A 20,575-nucleotide genomic window follows, 5' to 3' on the forward strand; every position below is an offset into this window, starting at 1 on the left:
GCTGCCTTCCTCAGCCTGTGAGCCACAGATAAAGATAGAACAGTGGTGGGGCCAGTAATGCGGTCATCACGCCACAGACCACCATGGCAAGAGAAGCGAAAGCTCCCTGAACATTACCAGCTTCGGCGGCGGCCCCGGTACCGATGGCATGGGCGCTGGCTCCCATGGCCAGCCCTTGTGCCTCGGGGTGGTTAATACCCGCCAGCCGCAGTATCGGGAAGCCGGTAATGGCCCCCATCATGCCGACAATAATCACCAGCCCGGCTGCAATGGCAGGAATACCGCCCATGGATTCGCTGACACTCATGGCCAGCGGTGTGGTAATAGATTTGGTGGACACAGAAGCCAGCAGGCTGTGATCGGCATGAATTATGCCACCAATCAACAGCGTCGTTCCTACAGAAATCACCACCGACAGACCACAGCACAGCAAGATAGGCTTCAGCCGGCTACGGATTTTGGCTGCTTGCTGATAAAGGGGCAGGGCAAATGCCACCACCGTCAGCTCCAGTAACAGGCTGAGGGGTTTAACGCCCGCCTCATATTCACTCGGATCGGTGTTGGTGGCCAGTAGCAGGCCAATCACCAGCAGCGCCGGTATCAGAATGGGATTAATTAACAGGTTGTGCCAGCGGCGCGCCAGTTTGCGGGTGAGCAGATAAAACAGCACGGTAACGGGAATAGCCAGCCAGAACATCATGATGTGAGCCTCTGATAGAGCCAGCCTACCGCCAGCAGGATCAGCACCAGGCCGCTGAATGACGCGAACAGAATAAAGCCGATGCTTTGATTTAATATATCCGCGTAGCTGAGCAAGCCGGCCGCCACCGGAATAAACAGCAACGCCATATGCCGCAGGATCAGCTGGCCACCGGCCAGGATCCACTCCAGGCGTATCAGCCCGGCACTCAGCAAACCAAACAGCAGTAACAACCCGATAATGCTGGCCGGAAAGGAAAAGGGCAGCAGAAAGGCAATAAACTTGCCTGCCAGCAGGCAGGCAAAGATAACTGCAAAATCACGAATAAGTTTCATATGAATATCTTACAAGGATTGAACATAACGGGCTACCGCCTGCAACAGGGCCAGCCGGTTTTCATCATCCTGATGCTCAATCACCAGTTGCTCCAGCCGGTGCATATAGGCCTCGGCATGGGCCGAGAGTTTGTCCTGGCAGTGCAGCCGCCAGCGTTGCCATTCCTGCTCGTTCAGGGTGTGGGGATAGTTACGGGCACGGTAGCGGAACAGCAGCTCGGGCAGACGCTCGTCACTGAACTGCAGCGGCAGCTCGGCCAGGGTATCCGGTGAGCTATCGCGTATCATGGCCATGGCGGTTTTGTCGGCGTCACTGAAAAAACCGTGATAAAGGGCGGTGTCCACATCATCGTCCTGCTCAAACGCGGCGGACTGCTGGTAAATCGCCTCGGCTTTTTCCCGGATTTCGGGATATTTTCTCAGCAGGTCGAGACTTTTACGGCACTGAACCCGGTCAATACCCAGTTCGCCGGCACGCTGTTCGGTCAGTGCGGCCGCCTTGGCCAGCACCGGACATTTATTGATGTGCACTAATTTCAGCGGCACCGGCAGCTGCTCGCCCAGCTCACTTTTTTTGGTGTACAGGCGCTGGCGCAAGGTGTCGGCGTCCAGCTCTGCCAGCGGCGAGAGATCTTTTGCCAGATCCACGCAAATAACGGCATTGGCATTGTCGGGGTGCCATGCCAGCGGCGCAATCCAGCTGGCACAGCCTTGCCAGGCAGAAAACATGCCCGACACATGCACCAGCGGCTTGCTGTTGATGATGTCGATCAAATCCTTGACCTTGCGCTTGTTGCGCAGCTCAAATAAATAATCAAACAGCCGGGGCTGAGTCTGTTTGAGCAACCTGGCCAGCGCAATGGTGGCGCGCACATCAGACAGGGCATCGTGAGCATGGCCGTGGTCAATGCCATTGGCCTGGGTGAGTCGCTCCAGTTTGAACGTAGGTTTGCCATCGTCATCTTCCGGCCAGTTGATACCATCGGGACGAAGGGCATAAAAAGCACGTACCACATCCAGCAGGTCCCAGCGGGAGTTACCCTGCTGCCAGCTCCAGGCATAAGGATCATAGAAGTTGCGATACAGGGTGTAACGGGTGACTTCATCGTCGAAACGGATATTGTTGTAGCCCAGCACACAGGTTTGTGGCCGGCTGAACTGCTCATGAATGTGGCCGATAAAGTCGGCTTCGCACAGGCCATCCTGCTGCGCTTTCTGTGGCGTGATACCGGTGATCAGCGTTGCTTCAGGAGAGGGAAGGTAATCGGCCGGCAGACGGCAGTAAAACATCTGCGGCTCGCCGATTTCATTAAAGTCGGCATCGGTACGGATGCCGGCAAATTGCACCGGCCTGTCCTTGGCCGGGCTGATACCGGCGGTCTCAAAGTCGTAGAAGTAAAAGGTGGGCTGTGCCTGTTCGCTCATGATGATATGCATGTGGCTGTGTTTACTGCCATTATGCGTGACACGGAGCGGGAACCCAAGGGGTAAGCGTGTTCCCCCTTGGGTGGGCGGCGTCAGTCGGCGGTGTCTTCTGCCGGCTCATAGTCATCGTCGTTGCCGCTGCTCATTGGCGAGCACAGACGGTGTACCCGGCGAGGGCCGATGACCTTGAGATATTTCATCCATACTTTGGCGTGGCGCAGCTCGGGGATGGCCTGTTGCTGTACCTGTTCTACAAAGCGCTGTTCTTCATCGGTCATGGGGGCGCGCTGACCGGTATACAGCCCCAGCATGGCATGGCCGCATTGCTCAAGCAGCTGGGCTTCGGTCACGGTAAACTCACCACAGCGGCGCAGCCCCCGGGGGAAGTGGGTAAAGTCCTGAAACGGCTTGGCTGACTCAAAGCTCATGTGCACTCTCACTCTAACGTGGCATTGATGATCGCGGAAAGTATGGCACTCAGGCCCACGACGCAAAATCAATTTTTTTCATGTGTCGTGCAATTTTTCTTTATGTGTTTTCCGCTACGTCACTGGTCAGCTCCACGAAGCGGGGATGCTGGCGTAATGGTTCAAATTCTTCGTCTTCAGCAGCCACATGGCGCAGGTGTACATTTTTCACCACGGCCAGCTCAAGATCGCTCAGGGCCTGCTCTTCATGGCCCATGCCGGCATGGGCACAGGCTCGCTGATAGAGTGCATGGGCGTTTTGGGGATCCACCTGCATTACCCGGTTGCACAGGCTCAGAGCCCATTGGCGTTCGTCCATCATCAGGGCCGCATCAGCCTTGTGGGTCAGTGCATCGAGATCTCCGGGCTTGATATGCAGGATCTGATCATAAATCTCCATTTTGGCCTGAGGGCTTTGCTCCTGACTGGCTCTAAGCCAGAGACCATGTACTTCCTGAAAGCGCTCAATCTCACGGTAGTTTTCCGCAATAACCTTGGTTTTTCGCTGCAGCTCGCGTTCTATTTGTCTTAGTTTTCGCTCGTAGGTGTCGGTGATTTGCTTCATCTGGGTTTCTACATAATCACGTGCCGATTTTTTGAGTTCCCGCAGTGATTGCCAGCCCACAATGGCCAGTACGGAGGCGGCGCCGGCCAGCAGGTAGAAAAAATAGGTGACGGTAATGTTGGCGTAACTCATGGCTTTGTCGGCCACACTGAGCTCTTTTTGCACCACTTCTTCTTTTACGTTTACCCGGAACTGGGCCATCTCGGTACGTAATGCCTTCAGCTCATCCAGCATATAGCGCTCCATTAACGGAGTGAGGCGGGAGCGTACTTCTTCCGTGGTTTCCCCGGCCTCCGACCCGGCAGGCTGCTCAGCAGCAGGCAGTACGGTGAAAGGTAAACAGAGAAAAAGCAGGGCAAACAGGTGTTTCAGCATGGCGGATACCGTGGGTCTGGCGGTGTGAATGGAATGTAAAACCAGGGCAGAGGGTACCGTGCGGATGGTTTGCTTTCAAATGACAGTTATCAACGATTTAAGAAGTTTTGGTTTGTGTGCTAACCAATTTTCTTGGTTTTTGGTTTGCCTCTAAATTAGTTTGAGTTGTTATTAAATAACCTGGTGGCTTCAGGATTTCTGGTGGTTTTGGTGATTTTTGCTTCGGCTGAGATTATACAGTAATGGTGTTGAAATGACCTTTTTATGTGGTGATTTCTGACGCATCATCTTGGTTTGTGGTGGTTTTGCGTAGGTGTCTTTGCTGGGCTCAAGAGGTGGGGGTGCCCCGTTTTACGAGCTTCAGGTGGCGCTTGTTATGTATGCTGTTCAAATTAAATTCACATATATTTTCTTGCAATTGACTGATGTTTTGTTAGGTTAATAACGAATTTTTTGATTAGCCCACTAACCAAAAGAGATTCGAGCTAACCATTATGGATACAACAGTTGACTTACAACTTGTGCTGCGACATCCCAATGCTACGGATGGTCGTGAGGTCAATCAGCTGATTGATCGGTGTAAACCCCTGGATACCAACTCGACTTACTGCAACCTGCTGCAGTGCTCGCATTTTGCTGATACTTGCATGCTGGCGGAAGACGAGGATGACGGCACTCTGCTGGGGTTTATCTCTGCCTACCGCAAGCCCGCCGAACCGGACACCCTGTTCGTCTGGCAGGTAGCCATAGATAAACGCGCCCGCGGAGAAGGACTGGCCCGTCGTCTGCTCGATAACCTGCTGGATGCGAATGCCTGCAAAGGTGTTCGTCGTATTGAAACCACCATTACCCCCGACAACGCGGCATCCTGGGGGTTATTTGAAAGCGTGGCCCGCGATCGGGGCACCGGTCAGGCTGTGCGCCAGATACTGTTCGAGCAGGAGCGTCACTTCGGCGGCGACAGCAAAAGCGAGATCCTCTATCGCATTCCGCTCTCTTGAGCCCGGGTTCTTCTCCCATTTTTCGCATTTAATGATTTGAAATCGCACTTTAAGGAGTGGTGATGAATATTTTTGACGTAATGGAATCCAGTGTACAAACCTATGCCCGTTCATTTCCGGTGGTCTTTGATCAGGCCAGAGGGGTGTGGTTACACGACCAGAGTGGCAAACGTTACCTCGATTTTCTGGCCGGGGCCGGTACGCTGAACTATGGCCATAACCATCCTGTCCTGAAAGAGGCGTTGATCGAGTACATTCAGCATGACGGCATTGCCCATGGTCTGGATATGCACACTGATGCCAAGGCAAAGTTTCTGAGCGCGCTGCAGAATATTATTCTCAAGCCCCGGGGGCTGGATCATGTCGCGCAGTTTACCGGTCCTACCGGCACCAATGCCGTGGAAGCGGCGATGAAGCTGGCGCGTAAAGTAACCGGTCGTGAAAACATTGTGGCCTTCACCAATGGTTTCCACGGCGTGAGCCTGGGGGCGCTGGCGGCAACTGGTAACCAGCACCACCGGGGCGGTGCCGGTACCGTGCTGGCCAATGTGACCCGTCTGCCCTACGACGGTTATGCCGGTACCGGCGAAGATAGTCTGGTGCTGTTTGAAACCATGCTGAACGATAACTCCAGTGGTCTGGACAAACCCGCTGCGGTGTTGTTTGAGGTGGTACAGGGTGAAGGAGGCCTGAATGTTGCGTCCGTACAGTGGCTGCAGCGTCTGGAGAAAATCTGCCGCGCCCACGACATCCTGATGATTGCCGATGACATTCAGGCCGGCTGTGGTCGCACCGGTACCTTCTTCAGCTTTGAGCCTGCAGGTATCAAGCCCGACATCATTACACTGTCCAAATCCCTGAGTGGTATGGGGCTGCCTTTTGCGCTGGTGCTGCTGCGTCCGGATCTGGATCAGTGGGAGCCGGGTGAGCATAACGGCACGTTCCGCGGCAACAATCATGCCTTCATTACCGCCCGCAAGGCGCTGGAAACCTTCTGGCAGAATGATGAATTTGCTGCTGGCGTGCGTGCCAAAGGTGAGCTGGTGACGGCCCGTCTGCAGCAGCTGGCCGACAAATATCCCCAGCTGTTCGAGCGGGTAAAAGGCCGGGGCCTGATGCAGGGCCTTGCCTGTATGAACGGGGATATTGCCGATGAAATCACCAGTCGTGCCTTTGAGCTGGGGCTGGTGATCGAAACGGCCGGCCCCGATGATGAAGTGGTGAAATGTCTGTGCCCGCTGATTATCACCGAAGCAGAGCTGACCCAGGGGCTGGACTGGCTGGAGCAGGCCATTCTGGATGTTGCTGCAAGGCGTCTCAAAAAAGCGTCATAAGCCGCGGCGAGCATGCCTGAATAGATAATGCGGCCCCGCCATACCGGGGCCATGAATACCGGAAAACAAAAGGAAAAATCATGATAGTACGAACCCTTGCCGACTGTGAGAAAACCGAACGCCGCGTTGAGTCAGAAACCGGTACCTGGGAAAGCACCCGTATGCTGCTCAAAGACGACAAGATGGGCTTCTCGTTTCATATCACCACCATTTATGCCCATACCGAAACACATATTCATTACCAGAACCACCTGGAATCGGTGTATTGCATGAGTGGCAATGGTGAAATTGAAGATCTGGCCACCGGTAAGATTTATCCGATTGTCCCCGGCACCCTGTATGTCCTTGATCAGCACGATGAGCACCTGCTGCGCGGTGGCAGTGAAGAGATGAAGCTGGCCTGTGTGTTCAACCCGCCGCTTACCGGCAAGGAAGTGCATGATGCCGATGGCGTGTATCCGCTGGAAGCGGAAGAAGCCTAAGGCAGAGAAAAGCGTCTGCAATGCGAAGCATCAGCGCGATTGCGCTCCGCCGACACGTTTCGAGCCCCTCCATGGGACGGTCGGCGACGGCAATCCTCGCTGCTGCTTCGCTACGCTGTGCGTTTCGTGCCTTTTCACTGGGCAGGGTGGTGTAACCCAGGCCCACTGAAAATGTGCGCTCAATACTTGCATGTTCAGTGTCAGAGAACGGGAGAATGACAGAGTGTCACATACAGTAGAGAAAATCGGTGGTACCTCGATGAGTCAGTACCAGGCGGTCCGCGACAATATTGTGTTGTACCACCGTGACAAGAATAGCTATTACCAGCGCATGCTGGTGGTGTCCGCTTTTGGTGGCATTACCGATGGCCTGCTGGAATGCAAGCGCACCGGTGCGCCTGGTGTTTATGCCACGTTTGCCGATGCAGAAGACGATTATGCCTGGGAGCAGGCGCTGGATAATGTCAGCCTGCGCATGGCGCAGATCAATGAACAAATGTTTGGTGCGACCCCCGAGCGGGCGCTGGCCGATGCTTTTCTGCGCGAACGGATGGCCGGCATTCGTGGCTGCCTGAGCCACCTGCGCAAGGTGTGCGCCTTTGGTCAGTTCCAGCTTGCCGAGCAGCTGCAGACCATTCGTGAGCTGCTGGCTGCGATGGGGGAAGCACACAGTGCTCATAATATGGTGCTGTATCTGCGCCAGAGCGGTGTGAATGCGATTCTGATGGATTTGACGGGCTGGCGCACAGACGATGCCTTGCCACTGGACGATGTGCTGACTCAGGCCCTGGCCCGGGTGGATTTGTCCAGTCAGTTACCGGTGGTAACGGGTTATGCCCATTGTAAGGAAGGGCTGATGAGCAGTTTTGACCGGGGTTACAGTGAAATGACCTTCAGTCGCCTGGCGGTGCTGAGCGGTGCCCGGGAAGCCATTATTCACAAGGAATATCACCTGAGCAGTGCCGACCCGCGCCTGGCCGGTGAAGAGCAGGTGATACCCATTGGCCGCACCAACTATGATGTGACCGATCAGCTGTCAAACCTCGGGATGGAGGCGATTCACCCTCAGGCTGCCAAAGGGCTGCGTCAGCAGGGGATCCCGTTGCGGGTTCGTAACACCTTTGAGCCGGATCATGAAGGGACGCTTATCACCACCGATTACCGCAGCCCGGCACCCTGTGTGGAAATGGTGGCTGGTCGTCGTAACCTGTTTGCAGTGGAGCTGTTTGATCAGGACATGGTGGGCCGGGTTTCTCATTATGCCGAGGGCTTTACCGACGAGCTCGACAAAATGCAACTGAACCTGGTGGCCAAGGACATGAACGCCAACACCCTGACTTATTATGTGGCGGGTAACCGCAAGCAGGTACGTCGTCTGGTCAGTTCTCTGCAGCGTCGTTTTGATAATGCCGAAGTGACTACTCACAAGGTATCGCTGGTGTCGGCAGTGGGTAGTGACATGAGCATACCCGGCCTGCTGGCCCGCTCGGTGGCGGCGCTGAACAAGGCAGATGTGCCGGTGCGTGCCGTGCATCAGTCGCTCAGAGCCGTGGAAATGCAGTTTATTGTGAATGACGAGTTTTACGAGCAGGCAGTGGTGGCCTTGCACGATGAACTGGTACAGACCCATGCTGACACCGTGGCGCTGGCTGTGGCGTAAATCATATCCGTCATCTGCCACCCCCGCTTTTCAAAAAATGCCATCCCCGGCCCCAAAAAATGTCATCCCCGCGAAGGCGGGGAACCATGCATTTTTGCAGCACTGTGCTGTAATTGACGACGCTCCCTGCATTCCCATCACCGCACTGGCGGCAGCCCCCGCATTTTGGCACACTACTCTTACTGCTTTATTTCAATGAGATCCCTTCATGGCAAAACGTGCCTGTGCCCTGCATATTCTGGTGAAAACCGAAGCCGAATGTAACCGGCTAAAAGCTCAGCTTGATCAGGGAGCCGACTTCCACCAGTTGGCCAAAAAACATTCACTTTGTCCTTCCGGCAAGAAAGGCGGCGATCTGGGTGAGTTCAGAAAAGGTGATATGGCCGGTCCTTTTGACAAGGCAGTTTTTACCGGGCCCGAACTCAAGGTTCAGGGGCCGGTAAAAACCCGTTTTGGCTATCATCTGATCAAAGTGCTTTACCGTAGCTGATCTTCACTCACCAATCCGGATAGCGTCCATGTATCTTGAGCACGTTAACATCCGCAATTTTCTTGGCATTAATCAGCTGTCGCTGCCGCTGGATCAAAGCACGGTTCTGATGGGAGAGAACGCCTGGGGTAAAACCAGTCTGTTCCGGGCTCTGTGGCGGCTGATGGGCCGGGGTGCCTGTTGTTATGAGTTTGCCGAGGAAGACTTTTATCGCACCGAGTCAGGCAATGCCGCCGATGAGCTGGCCATAACCCTGAGTTACCGTGAGCACAGACCTGGTGTGAGTCAGCATTCCAACCGCCTTGCCCGCCTTGAACAGGTGTGGGTACCTCATAAAGACAGCTTTCACCGGGTGCATTATCGTGCCCGGGCCTGGCGTGACAAGCGTGGGATCCACTGCCGTCACGAGTTTCTGGACGGCTCGGGTAATGTACTGGAACTGCCCAACCCTTCTCGCCTGGTGCACCGGTTGATCGAAATGAATCCGGTATTCCGCCTGCGGGACTCCCGCGGTGCGCCTCAGGATCTGCCCATTGTGAATTTGAATGGTGACTATCAGCAACTGCTGAGCCGGCTCAGCGAACAACTGGCGGAGGAAAAGGAGCTCAGCCGCAAAGAGATCCAGGCCGGACTGGATGCGGTACGCCAGCTGTTTGAGCATTATTTTACGCCTCAAGGGGCGACCAGCCGGGCGCCAAGGCGTGCCAAGGATATTGCCATTCACCCGGTTACTCTGAGTCAGCTGGGCAAATTCAACGACTGGCAGCCGCTGGGGGAAGAAAGCGGTCTGTCTCTGGCATTGGCGGCGGTGGCCCGCACCATTTTGCAGGCCCGGGGCGGACGCCCCATTGAAACCGGGGCCCGGCCGCTGCTGCTGATTGAAGATCCTGAAAGCCGGCTGCATCCCACCATGCTGGCGGCCACCTGGGGCATTCTGGAACGTTTTCCCGGTCAAAAGCTGGTCACCACCAATTCCGGCGATTTGCTGTCGGCCTTTCCGCTTAACCATCTGCGCCGGCTGGTGCGGCTGAACGGAGAAACCCGCTGCCTGTTCATTGGTAACGAGCGTTACAGTGCCGAAGATATGCGCCGTATTGCCTTTCATGTGCGCATTAACCGGCCCATGTCGTTATTTGCCCGTTACTGGCTGCTGGTGGAAGGCGAAACCGAAATCTGGCTGCTTTCCGAGCTGGCCCGCATCTGCGGCTATGTGCTGCCAGCCGAGGGCATCCGTATTATCGAGTTCGCTCAGTGCGGCCACAGTCCGCTGATCAAGGTCGCCCGGGACTTTGGTATTGGCTGGCACCTGCTGACCGATGGTGACGAGGCCGGTCAGAAATATGCGCAGGGAGTGCGGGGTATGCTGCGGGGAGAGCGGGAAACGGATCACCTGACGGTGCTGCCCCGTACCGATATTGAACATTACATGTATTTTAACGGCCTTGAGCAGGTATTTCGTCAGGAAGCCCGTATTTTTGATAAACATACGCCGCCTTCACGCATTATTGAGCGGGCGCTCAGCCGGCGCAGTAAGCCGGGGATGGCGCTGGCGCTGGTGGAGGCGATTGAACCTCATGGCCCTGAGCGGGTGCCGGTAGAGCTGCGCCGAATGTTTGCCCGCATGGTCGCGCTGGCCCGTCGTCAGCGGTAAAATACGGCCAACGAATTAACGGAGACAAATCATGACAGAATTGCTGCCGGCGCGGTTGTTTGCGCCTCTGGCATTAACGGCAGTGGCGGCATTGGGGCTGCTGGTATGGGTATTGAAAAACGGAGACCTCTGTCCCGGACAGCGACGTCGCATCAGTGACGGTGCCATGTCGGTGTGGGCGGTGTTTGGTCTGGCACTGATGCTGGGCGTGGAGGCAGGAGTGTCTGTCACCATGCTCTGGCTGGGTGGTGTAACGCTGGCGGCAGGACTGGGCACGGTGTTGTATCAGGCTCGTATGCAGGGCAAACGCAGTCTGGACGTAAGCTGGCATTATCCGGCACTGATACTGGCCGTAGTTTATGGTGCCCTGATTGGCTGGCGCATGGGGCCGGGCTGGGCGCTGCTGGCGGCAGGGGCCGGCGGTTGTGTCTTTGCTCATCTGATCATGGTGCGTGCCCGTCATCGGTTGCAGGCTTTTAATGTGTTGTTGCCGCTGGCCGGTACCGCCTTTGGTGTGATCTGGTTGCTGGCGCTGGTGGTCAAGGCAGCAGGCCTGAGTGAACCGGTACAGAATGCCATGGTGATGCCGTTTGTACAGGTCAGTGCTGCTGTGCTGCTGGGAGCGCTGGTGTGGTGGTTGCCGTTGCTGCGAAAAGAGCAGACCAAACCACCGGTGATTGCCGTTGCCACCTTGTTAATATTGGGGGCTCTGACGCTTGGACAAGGCATGATCTGGCATATGGCCGGTAACATTAGTTAAACATCAAATTTTCTCGCCAAATCACAAAATTTTCTCGTTGTACTTGTGATTTGGCGCTTTCTAGAATGCGCGCCTCGAAATCCGGAGGCGTCCATGCATCTTGTTCCCCTTTACACACATCTTATTCTGCTGACACTGGGCAATGCCTTTCTGGTGACCCTGGTGGCCGTTTACCTTAATGGCGAAGGTGCACCGGCGGCACAGATTGGCCTGGTGGGGGCTGCCTTTTATCTGGGTATGCTGGGTGCCAGCTTTTTTGCTGACCGTCTTATTCAGCGGTTGGGGCATGTTCGTGCCCTGGTGCTGTGCAGCGCAACGCTGGCGTTTGCGGCCATGGCCCTGACCTGGACCAGCCTGTTGCCGCTCTGGCTGGTGTTACGGATGCTGGCGGGGATGGCGGCTGCGGTGAGTTTTGTGGCGGTGGAAAGCTGGGTGCTGGGGGTGGCTCCGCTGCATCGTCGCTCCAGTGCCATGGCCCGGTATATGCTGGTGTATTACTTCAGTTATGGTATCAGCCAGCTGTTTATTGATGCGTTCCCTTCCTATACCCAATCGGCGTTCTGGCTGGCTGCCGGCCTGTGTGCACTGGCCTTGCTGCCGCTGCGTTTTGCCCGGGCACCCGCTCTGGAAGAAGAAGGTGCCGCGGAGGGGGCGGTGAGCAGCAAGCCGCCACGGGCCGAGCGTGCGCTGGGGCTGGCGGGTTGTCTGGTGGCGGGAATGCTGCTGGGTGGGATCTCGGCGCTGATGCCGATCCAGCTCGAGCAACTGGCACTGGGTGACGAAGTGGGTTTGTACATGGCCTGGCTTATTTTGTGCGGTATGGCGTTTCAGCTCCCTAACGGCAGCCTGGCAGATAAAGTTGGCAAGCGGACCATGATGGGGGTTCAGACCCTGATGGTAGGCTGTGGCTGCCTGCTGCTGTGGGAGTCTGATGGCATCAACATGTTGATCCCGGCTTTTGTGCTGGTGGGTGCCGGCGCTTTTACGCTTTATCCGACAACCATGTCTTATGCTTGTGGCAACATGAACGGGCGAGCCCTGGTCCGCATGACGCAGAAACTGATGTTTGCTTACAGCATTGGTTCACTGACCGGCCCGGCGGTTGCCGGCATGATGCTGGAGCGCTATCAGTCGGGATTATTCCTGTTCGTTATTTTACTGGTGGCGGGCTGGGGAATATGGCTGTTGCTGGCGCGTCTGCTGCTTGATAAGCCAGTGGGTAACGCGGTGTAATTGGAGTTGTTTGGGTGACGAGGCAGTGTTGAGAGTGTAATGTCTTATTGCCTTACTTCTTAATAGCGGGAGCACATTATGAATATCAAACAATTATCGGCGGTAGTCATATTGGCCGCCCTGGGTCTGGGCGGTTGCGCCAATACCGATGTTTATTCCGGCGATGTATACAGCAGCAGTGCTGCGGGCCGTGCACAAAGCGTGACTTATGGCACTCTGGTGTCGGTACGGCCGGTAAAGATACAGGCGGGTGAGGAAAATGTGGTCGGCACCGTGGGTGGTGGCGTGATTGGTGGTATTGCCGGCAGCGCCATTGGCGGTGGTACCGGACGCTCGCTGGCAACGGCTGCCGGTGCCCTTGCTGGTGCCATGGTGGGGTCGAGAGCGGAAGAGAAAATGAGTCAGGTGAATGCGGTAGAACTTGAGATCCGCACGGACAACGGTGAAAGCCTGGTGGTGGTACAAAAAGCGGACCGCAGCTGGCAACCGGGTCAACGGGTCCGGATGATCGGCTCGGGCAGCAGCATGAGCGTGGCTCCTTACTGACAGTCATGATGAGAAACAAAAAAGGCACCGAAAGGTGCCTTTTTTGTTTTCACAGGAAATATTGTTATTTCTTAGTGTATTACAGTCCTGTCTTCCCGGGCTCAGTTAGAATTGTGCCAAGGAAGGTGCAGAAACGGCAAGCATGGTTGCGCAGACTGTAAAAATGACAGTTATTACTAATTCTTTCATTGTTTACCTTCCTTAACAGTGGGCTGTGAACACACTATACCGGCACGATGTTTGCTTTTCAATCGGTAATCTATATTTTATTTGCGTTTGGTGAGGATGTTGGGTGGTAACGTCTGTTTTTGTCAGTATTCGTGGCCACAACCTGACGTAACAATCAGATTATGTGATGTTATTTTTATGTTTTTTTATTAAAAGGTGTTATTTGTCAGATGCTTATGTGTATTTCTTGGTTTTATTGGTGGTGGTGTCCAGAGGTATTTGATGAGAGCCATAAAGGAAAAATTATTGCCTTTTAGCGTTACTTGCCAGGGAAAGGGGAGTTCCGGCAGCAGCTTTTGAGGAAAAAACGGGCAGTAATACGCTGGCAGTGGCTGGTCGGTGACCGCGTTGCCGAACCCGGCGACCGGTGTGTTACCACTGCATTAAAAAGCCCGTTTCTGCTAGACTGCGCGCCAGATTTTTTGGCAAAACGTGTTTATAAACAAACAGGGGTTCTGGTTTTGGCGCAGTCGGTTGAACAGTTGCAGGCAAGGCTGAAAGAGTGCAGAGGGGCGGAGCGTGGGCGCTTTCGTCGTCGGCTGCAGGGCGTGGCAAAGCTGAATGAGGCCAAGCGCCAGCAGGTGCTGGAGAAAATAGCCCTGGGAATGGCCACTTCCATGGCCGAACGCAGTCGCCGCCTGGAATTGCTGCAAAGCCCCATCGCTTATCCGCCCCAACTGCCGGTGAGCGACAAGCGCGACATCATCAAAAAAGCCATTCAGGACAACCAGGTGGTGATCATTGCCGGTGAAACCGGCTCGGGTAAAACTACCCAGATCCCCAAAATGTGTCTGGAGCTGGGTTTAGGAGTGGACGGCACTATCGGCCACACCCAGCCCCGGCGGCTGGCGGCCCGCAGTGTGGCGACGCGTCTGGCCCAGGAGCTGGGTTGCGAGCTGGGTGAACGGGTTGGTTTCAAGGTGCGTTTCAGCGATCAGGCCAGCCAGGAGACCCAGGTCAAGCTGATGACAGACGGTATTCTGCTGGCGGAAATTCAGCAGGACCGGCTGCTGCGCCAGTACGACACCATCATTATCGACGAAGCCCACGAGCGCAGCCTCAATATCGACTTCATTCTGGGCTATCTGCGTCAGTTGCTGCCCAAGCGCCCTGATCTTAAAGTAATCATCACCTCTGCCACCATCGATCCTGAGCGTTTCTCCAACCATTTCAACGAAGCGCCCATTATCTCGGTGTCGGGCCGTACCTACCCGGTGGAGCTGCGTTACCGGCCGCTGGTGGACGACAACCGGGAGCGGGATCAGCTGCAGGGTATTTTCGATGCGGTGACCGAGCTCACCAAGGAAGGCCCCGGCGATATTCTGATCTTTATGAACGGCGAGCGGGAAATTCGTGACACCGCCGATGCCCTGCGCAAGCAGGAGCTGCGCCACACCGAAATTGTGCCCTTGTTTTCGCGGCTGTCCAATGCCGAGCAAAACCGTATTTTTGAATCCCACTCCGGCCGGCGCATTGTGCTCGCCACCAACGTGGCGGAAACCTCGCTCACCGTGCCCGGTATTCGCTATGTGATTGATCCCGGCACCGCGCGCATCAGCCGTTACTCTTATCGCACCAAGGTGCAGCGGCTGCCCATCGAGCCGGTGTCTCAGGCCAGTGCCAATCAGCGTATGGGTCGTTGTGGCCGGGTAGAAGCGGGCATCTGTATTCGTCTGTACAGCGAAGAGGATTTTTTAAACCGGCCCGAGTTTACCGATCCGGAGATCCTGCGCACCAACCTGGCCTCGGTAATTCTGCAGATGCTTGCTCTGGGGCTGGGCGACATTTCCGCCTTTCCCTTTGTGGAAGCCCCGGAAAACAAAAATATCTCCGACGGCATTCGCCTGCTGGAAGAACTGGGTGCGGTGCAAAGCGAAAAGAACGCGCTTACCCTCACGCCATTGGGGCGGGATTTGTCCCGCTTGCCGGTGGATCCACGCCTGGGGCGCATGGTGCTGGCGGCGCGGGATTATGGCTGTGTGACCGAGGTGATGGTGATCACCGCTGCGCTCAGCATTCAGGACCCGCGCGAGCGACCACTGGAGAAACAACAGGCCGCCGCCGAAATGCACCGCCGCTTTGCCGACAAGGACTCGGATTTTGTGGCCTACATCAACCTGTGGAACTACCTCAAGGAGCAGCAAAAGGCGCTCAGTGGCAATCAGTTCCGCAAGCAGTGCATGGCTGAGTTTCTCAACTATCTGCGGGTGCGTGAGTGGCAGGACATTTACAGTCAGCTACGGCTGGTGGTGCGTGAACTGGGCTTTTCCCTTAACAGCACCCCTGCCGGCGTTGAGGGCCTGCACCGGGCGCTGCTTACCGGTATGCTCAGCCAGGTGGGCATGCGTGACGGCGATAAAAAAGAAATTATGGGTGCGCGCAATGCCCGTTTTGTGCTGGTGCCGGGCTCACAACTTGCCAAAAAGCCGCCGCGCTGGCTGATGGTGGCCGAACTCACCGAAACCCATCGTTTGTATGGCCGCACCGCGGCGCGTATTGATCAGGCCTGGCTGGAGGAAGCCGGTGCCCATTTGCTCAAGTCCAGCTACAGCGAGCCGCACTGGTCGAAGCGGCAGGGCGCGGTGATGGGCTATGTGAGCCAGAGCCTGTTTGGCCTGCCGGTGGTGGTGCGCCGCCGGGTGAATTACTCAAGTGTGGATCCCAAACTGTGCCGGGAGCTGTTTATTCGCCATGCCCTGGTGGAAGGGGAGCTGCACACCCGCCATGAATTTTTTCACCACAACCAGGCACTGCTGGAGCAGGCCGAAACCCTGGAGCACAAGTCACGCCGCCGGGATCTGGTGATTGACGACGATACCCTGTTCCGCTTTTATGATGAGCGCCTGCCTGCCGATATGGTCTCCATTCGTCATTTCGACAAGTGGTGGAAAAGCGCACGCAAGGCTAATCCGGAGCAACTGCACTTTACCGAAGAAATGCTGCTTAACGAGCGCGCCGGTGCGGTAACCACCCGCGACTACCCGGATGCCTGGCAGCACGATGGCCTGAATTTGGCCTTGGACTATCAGTTTGAGCCGGGTAAGGAAGAAGATGGCGTGACCGTGCGCATTCCGCTGCCGTTGCTCAACCAGGTGGCACCCGAGCCCTTTGTGTGGCAGGTGCCGGGACTGCGCCGCGAACTGCTGGTGGCGCTGATCAAATCTCTGCCCAAGCCAATGCGAAAGCATTTTGTGCCGGCTCCCAACTTTGCCGAAGCGCTGCTGGCGGCCATGACCCCGTTCGAAGGCCCGCTGCTCGACCAGATGGAAAAGCACCTGCGGCGTATGACCGGCGTGACCGTGCCCCGGGAAGACTGGGACTGGAATGCCCTGCCGCTACATTTGATCATGCGTTTTGCGGTGGTGGATGCCGACGGCAAGACCCTGGCCGCCGGCCGGGATCTGGAGGCCATTAAGCTCTCGCTGCAGGGCCAGGTGCAGACTGCGCTGACTCAGGCGGTGGATGACGATCGTTTTGAGCAGGAAGGGCTGCTGACGTTTCCGGCTAAAACCATTCCGCAAACCTTTGCCGCCAAGCGGGCCGGTTTTGAAGTGAAGGCCTACCCGGCACTGGCCGATCAGGGCAACAGCGTGGCATTGCAGCTGTGCGAAGACGAAACCAGCCAGGCCCAGACCATGTGGGACGGTCAGTGCAAATTGCTGCAGTTGCAACTGCCGTCACCCATCAAATATTTGCAGGACAAGCTGCCCAACAAGGCCAAGCTGGGGTTGTATTTCAACCCTTACGGCAAGGTGCTGGATCTGGTGGATGACTGCATTCGTGCCGGCATGCATCAGCTGATGCGCCAGTATGGAGCCCCGGCCTGGACCCCGGCGGAGTTCGACGAGCTGAAAGACAAGGTGGCCGGCGAGCTGAACCCGGTGGTGGCGGCCATTGCCCTGCAGGTGGAAGAGATACTGAGCCGGGCTCAGGCTATCAAGAAGCGACTGAAGGGCAAGATTGACCTGTCTATGGCCATGGCGATGTCGGATATTCAGGCCCAGCTTGATAGTCTGATTTATCGGGGGTTTGTGACCGACACCGGCGCCGAACGGCTTAAAGACGTCAGCCGTTACCTGGAGGCCTTAAGCCGGCGGCTCGACAAGCTGGGCATTGATCCGCACCGGGACCGGGCACACCTGCTGAAAATTCAGCATGTGCAGACCGTCTATCAGGCGCTGCTGAAAAAGCAGCCCAAGGGTAAGCCGCTGGATCCGGAAGTGAAAGCCGTGCGCTGGATGATAGAAGAGCTGCGGGTGTCCTATTTCGCTCAGACCCTGGGCACCCCTTATCCGGTATCGGACAAGCGCATACTGCAACAGATAGAAGCGCTGTAACCAGCCCTTCGTCACTTCCGCTTTCCTCATGTCACTCCCGCTTTTATCTCGTCACCCCCGCGAAGGCGGGGGTCCACAGGCAGACAACGGCGGGGCTTCTGTTCTTGCCCTCACCATACACCGCGTGTTAACATCCGCGCGCTTTTTACAAGGCGAATGCCGGTCGCAGCGTTCGCCATTAACCTCAAGAGAGAAAATTATGTCATTTGTATTTGAAGCCGAAGTGCGTACTGACCTGGGGAAAGGTGCGAGCCGCCGCCTGCGTCACGCTGACAAAGTGCCTGCCATCATCTACGGCGGCAACCAAGAGCCGGTAGCTGTTGCTCTGGACCACAAAAAAGCCATCATCGCTCAGCAAGAAGATGCTTTCTACAACGAAGTACTGACCCTGGTAATCGACGGTCAGGAAGTGAAGGTTAAGGTTCAGGACGTTCAGCGTCACCCCTACAAGCCCAAGCTGGCTCACCTGGACTTCGTTCGCGCCTAAGCGATACAGCCTCCAGACTAAAAACCGCCGCAAGGCGGTTTTTTTGTGCCTGCAGTCCGCTACTCCCCTGCTTTTTCATATTTAAATGAATCCGTTTTAAATATAATGCCGGCGAAAATGACAGGGTCATTCAAACGTGGAAAAAGAGAATGTTTAAAAGCAAAAGGTTACAGCAACGCATTGATGAGCTGGAAGCTGAACTCGGCTTGTATCAGAGCATGCAGCAGGATCTGGCGGAAGAGATGATCTACTTCTCTCTCGACAGCAACTGCATGCTGCTCAATGCCAATAACCTGCTTTTTGAATCACTGGGTTATACCCGGAGCGAATGGCTGCAACGGCCATTAACTGACCTTATTGTGCCCAGCGCCATGAGCAAGGATCATTGCCGCCTGATGCTCGACGCCATTCGCCGGGGCCGGCACTGGCATGGTGCCCTGCAGCTGGTCAGTAAAAATGGCCGGGAAGTCTGGTTTCGCACCATTTTGCATCCCAGACCCGTGGGCAACACCGGACAGGTAGAGCTGGATGCTTATTCCAGTGAGCTGACCAGAACCATTTCCCGTTCCCGGGAGAAAGAAGACATGCTGGTCGCCCTCGACCGTTCGTCGGCGGTGATCGAATTTAGCCCGGAAGGTGTGATCCTCAACGCCAATGATAACTTTCTCACTGCCATGGGCTATTCCCGCAGCCAGATCGTGGGCAAACACCACCGCATGTTTTGCTATGCCGGAGAAGCAAACTCTGCTGCCTATGATGCCTTCTGGCAGCGTTTGCGCGGGGGGGAGTATGTATCTGAGCGCTTTCGCCGGGCAGACAGCCATGGCCAGGCGGTATGGCTGGAGGCGTCTTACAATCCTATCCACGACGAGAGTGGCGAGCTTTACAAGGTGGTGAAGTTTGCCACTGTCATTACCGATCAGGTAAACCGGGAGCTGGCCACCGCCGAGACTTCGGATATTGCCTACGACATCTCGAAATCGACTGATGAGAACACCCTCAAAGGCATGGATGTGATTGACGCCACCATCAGCACCATGCACGGGCTTTCACAACAGATGGGCGATGCCAGCAAGGGCATTTTTGAGCTGGATACCCAATCCCTGCGTGTATCCGAACTGGTGGAGAGCATTCGTGGCATTGCCGATCAAACCAACCTGCTGGCGCTTAATGCGGCTATTGAAGCGGCCCGGGCCGGTGAGCAGGGCAGGGGATTTGCGGTAGTGGCTGATGAGGTGAGAAGCCTGGCCGCCCGAACCAGCGCCGCTACCGAAGAAATCATTCAGATGGTGTCAGAGAATCGTAAACTCACCGAAAACGCCGTGTCACTGATTGAAGAAAGCATGGCCAAGGCACAGCGGGCACTGGCGCTCTCCAATGATGCCGGAAAGGTAATGCAGGCCATTCAGCAGGGGGCCCGTCAGGTAGTGGATGCAGTAGGTCAATTTAAACACAGTTTGTAATTCCTTAAAAACCGCCGGAAGGCGGTTTTTTTATGTTGCGCTTAAACCCATAAGTGCTTAAATCAGCAGTCACGCATTTTGCACGGCATATTTTGATTTTTGCAATTGAACCCGCTTCTTCATCCCGTCAGAATAGACTCTTTCGAGTTCTGTCTTGGCAGGGAATGGCGGCCTGAAACGTTAGGGCGGTAGCGTGTCCAGCGGGCTGGCCGTGCCGGCATAATGCTGGCCCAGAACATGGGTATAAATTTGTGTGGTGCGCACATCATTGTGCCCCAACAGCTCCTGCACGGTACGAATGTCGGTGCCCTGCTCCAGAAGGTGGGTAGCAAATGAATGCCGGAAGGTATGGCAACTTACTGGTTTGGTTATTCCTGCGGCCATGACGGCTCGCTTTATCGCCTTGCGTATGGAGGAGTCATGAAGATGATGCCGGCACCAGTGGTTGTGAAAGGGGTGCCTGCAAATACCGGATGAGGGAAATACAAACATCCAGCCAGGCTGACGAAACGCATTGGGATATTTTTTGTGCAAAGCTCCGGGTAAAGAAGGACCTAGTCCCCGGGAATTATCGGCCTGCTGAACCGCAAGGGCGTGAGCCATTTGCTGCTGAAGTAGTGGCACCAACGAGCGGCTCAGCAGGGTTACTCTGTCTTTCTTGCCTTTACCATCGTGAATGGTAACAGCCAGCTTGTGGAGATCCAGGTCTTTCACTCTCAGACGAAGGCATTCATTCACTCTCATACCACAGCCATAAAGTAGTTGAGTGACCAGCTTTGGTGTGTCTTTTAAATGTTGCAGAATGACCTGTACTTCCACCTTGTTGAGCACAACAGGCAGGTCAGGGCAAGATCATGAAAAACCCTTGCGTGGCAAGGCTTTCAGCGGGGTAAAAATGAAAACATTAGTAGCCACTTTTTACACCGGAACGCGCGTTTTCTGAAGAAAAATGTCGATTTTCGAGGATCGCTTTGACGATCAGATCTCACTGTGATCATATGCTGTCTTTTGAACAGCAGCTTATCACTATGAATGG

17 protein-coding genes and 2 pseudogenes are annotated in these 20,575 nt (G+C 55.6%); 13 read left to right on the top strand and 6 right to left on the bottom strand.

The features are described from left to right. Positions 1-10 precede the first annotated feature (10 nt). From B6S09_RS16380 to B6S09_RS16400, 5 genes are all read right to left on the bottom strand, one after another. Positions 11-700: an LrgB family protein gene (locus tag B6S09_RS16380; protein WP_094279570.1), complete on the bottom strand. Its 690-nt coding sequence runs from the start codon at positions 698-700 to the stop codon at positions 11-13. Then, complete coding sequence (locus tag B6S09_RS16385) at positions 697-1,035, bottom strand: CidA/LrgA family protein (protein ID WP_094279571.1); 339 nt, start codon at positions 1,033-1,035, stop codon at positions 697-699. Before B6S09_RS16385 ends, B6S09_RS16380 begins: the two co-directional genes overlap by 4 nt. A gap of 9 nt (positions 1,036-1,044) precedes the next feature. Beyond that, a complete protein-coding gene (sbcB, locus tag B6S09_RS16390; RefSeq protein ID WP_094279588.1) occupies positions 1,045-2,460 on the bottom strand; it encodes an exodeoxyribonuclease I in 1,416 nt (471 codons plus the stop codon). Positions 2,461-2,552: 92 nt separating this feature from the next. Then, on the bottom strand, positions 2,553-2,888 hold the full coding sequence (locus tag B6S09_RS16395) for a MaoP family protein (RefSeq protein WP_094279572.1): 336 nt from the start codon (positions 2,886-2,888) through the stop codon (positions 2,553-2,555). A gap of 100 nt (positions 2,889-2,988) precedes the next feature. Further along, positions 2,989-3,867: a tetratricopeptide repeat protein gene (locus tag B6S09_RS16400; protein WP_094279573.1), complete on the bottom strand. Its 879-nt coding sequence runs from the start codon at positions 3,865-3,867 to the stop codon at positions 2,989-2,991. 494 nt (positions 3,868-4,361) lie between these two features. Here B6S09_RS16400 and ectA point away from each other — a divergent pair, with 494 nt between their 5' ends. From ectA to B6S09_RS18825, 13 genes and pseudogenes are all read left to right on the top strand, one after another. Beyond that, complete coding sequence (gene ectA, locus B6S09_RS16405; RefSeq protein WP_094279574.1) at positions 4,362-4,868, top strand: diaminobutyrate acetyltransferase; 507 nt, start codon at positions 4,362-4,364, stop codon at positions 4,866-4,868. A 62-nt stretch (positions 4,869-4,930) separates the two neighbouring features. Further along, complete coding sequence (gene ectB / locus B6S09_RS16410) at positions 4,931-6,202, top strand: diaminobutyrate--2-oxoglutarate transaminase (RefSeq protein ID WP_094279575.1); 1,272 nt, start codon at positions 4,931-4,933, stop codon at positions 6,200-6,202. Positions 6,203-6,282: 80 nt separating this feature from the next. After that, positions 6,283-6,684, top strand: coding sequence for an ectoine synthase (locus B6S09_RS16415; protein WP_094279576.1), 402 nt, complete (start codon positions 6,283-6,285; stop codon positions 6,682-6,684). Positions 6,685-6,907: 223 nt separating this feature from the next. Beyond that, entirely contained in the window at positions 6,908-8,344 is a 1,437-nt protein-coding gene (locus B6S09_RS16420; protein ID WP_228211227.1) for an aspartate kinase, read from the top strand. Between the two features lie 208 nt (positions 8,345-8,552). Further along, entirely contained in the window at positions 8,553-8,834 is a 282-nt protein-coding gene (gene ppiC / locus B6S09_RS16425; RefSeq protein ID WP_094279578.1) for a peptidylprolyl isomerase PpiC, read from the top strand. Between the two features lie 28 nt (positions 8,835-8,862). Then, the gene (locus tag B6S09_RS16430; RefSeq protein ID WP_094279579.1) at positions 8,863-10,485 is read left to right on the top strand and encodes a DUF2813 domain-containing protein; all 1,623 of its coding nucleotides are present in this window, start codon (positions 8,863-8,865) and stop codon (positions 10,483-10,485) included. 31 nt (positions 10,486-10,516) lie between these two features. Beyond that, entirely contained in the window at positions 10,517-11,245 is a 729-nt protein-coding gene (locus B6S09_RS16435; RefSeq protein ID WP_094279580.1) for an HI_1241 family integral membrane domain, read from the top strand. A gap of 93 nt (positions 11,246-11,338) precedes the next feature. Then, positions 11,339-12,478 (top strand): MFS transporter, encoded by a 1,140-nt coding sequence (locus tag B6S09_RS16440; RefSeq protein ID WP_094279581.1) that lies wholly within the window; start codon positions 11,339-11,341, stop codon positions 12,476-12,478. A gap of 78 nt (positions 12,479-12,556) precedes the next feature. After that, positions 12,557-13,024, top strand: a complete 468-nt coding sequence (locus B6S09_RS16445) for an outer membrane lipoprotein (protein ID WP_208321793.1) — start codon at positions 12,557-12,559, stop codon at positions 13,022-13,024. Positions 13,025-13,713: 689 nt separating this feature from the next. Continuing rightward, positions 13,714-17,589: an ATP-dependent RNA helicase HrpA gene (gene hrpA, locus B6S09_RS16450; protein ID WP_094279582.1), complete on the top strand. Its 3,876-nt coding sequence runs from the start codon at positions 13,714-13,716 to the stop codon at positions 17,587-17,589. A gap of 199 nt (positions 17,590-17,788) precedes the next feature. After that, entirely contained in the window at positions 17,789-18,076 is a 288-nt protein-coding gene (gene rplY / locus B6S09_RS16455; protein ID WP_094279583.1) for a 50S ribosomal protein L25, read from the top strand. 218 nt (positions 18,077-18,294) lie between these two features. After that, positions 18,295-18,999 (top strand): annotated as a pseudogene (locus B6S09_RS18820) (PAS domain-containing protein); the annotation flags it as partial. Between the two features lie 108 nt (positions 19,000-19,107). Beyond that, positions 19,108-19,539 (top strand): annotated as a pseudogene (locus B6S09_RS18825) (methyl-accepting chemotaxis protein); the annotation flags it as partial. A 180-nt stretch (positions 19,540-19,719) separates the two neighbouring features. On the opposite strand, the gene B6S09_RS16465 reads toward B6S09_RS18825, so the two are convergent. After that, the gene (locus B6S09_RS16465; protein ID WP_341802696.1) at positions 19,720-20,370 is read right to left on the bottom strand and encodes an integron integrase; all 651 of its coding nucleotides are present in this window, start codon (positions 20,368-20,370) and stop codon (positions 19,720-19,722) included. Positions 20,371-20,575 lie beyond the last annotated feature (205 nt).

The sequence above is a fragment of the Oceanimonas baumannii genome, from assembly GCF_002245495.1.
GTDB lineage: Bacteria > Pseudomonadota > Gammaproteobacteria > Enterobacterales > Aeromonadaceae > Oceanimonas > Oceanimonas baumannii.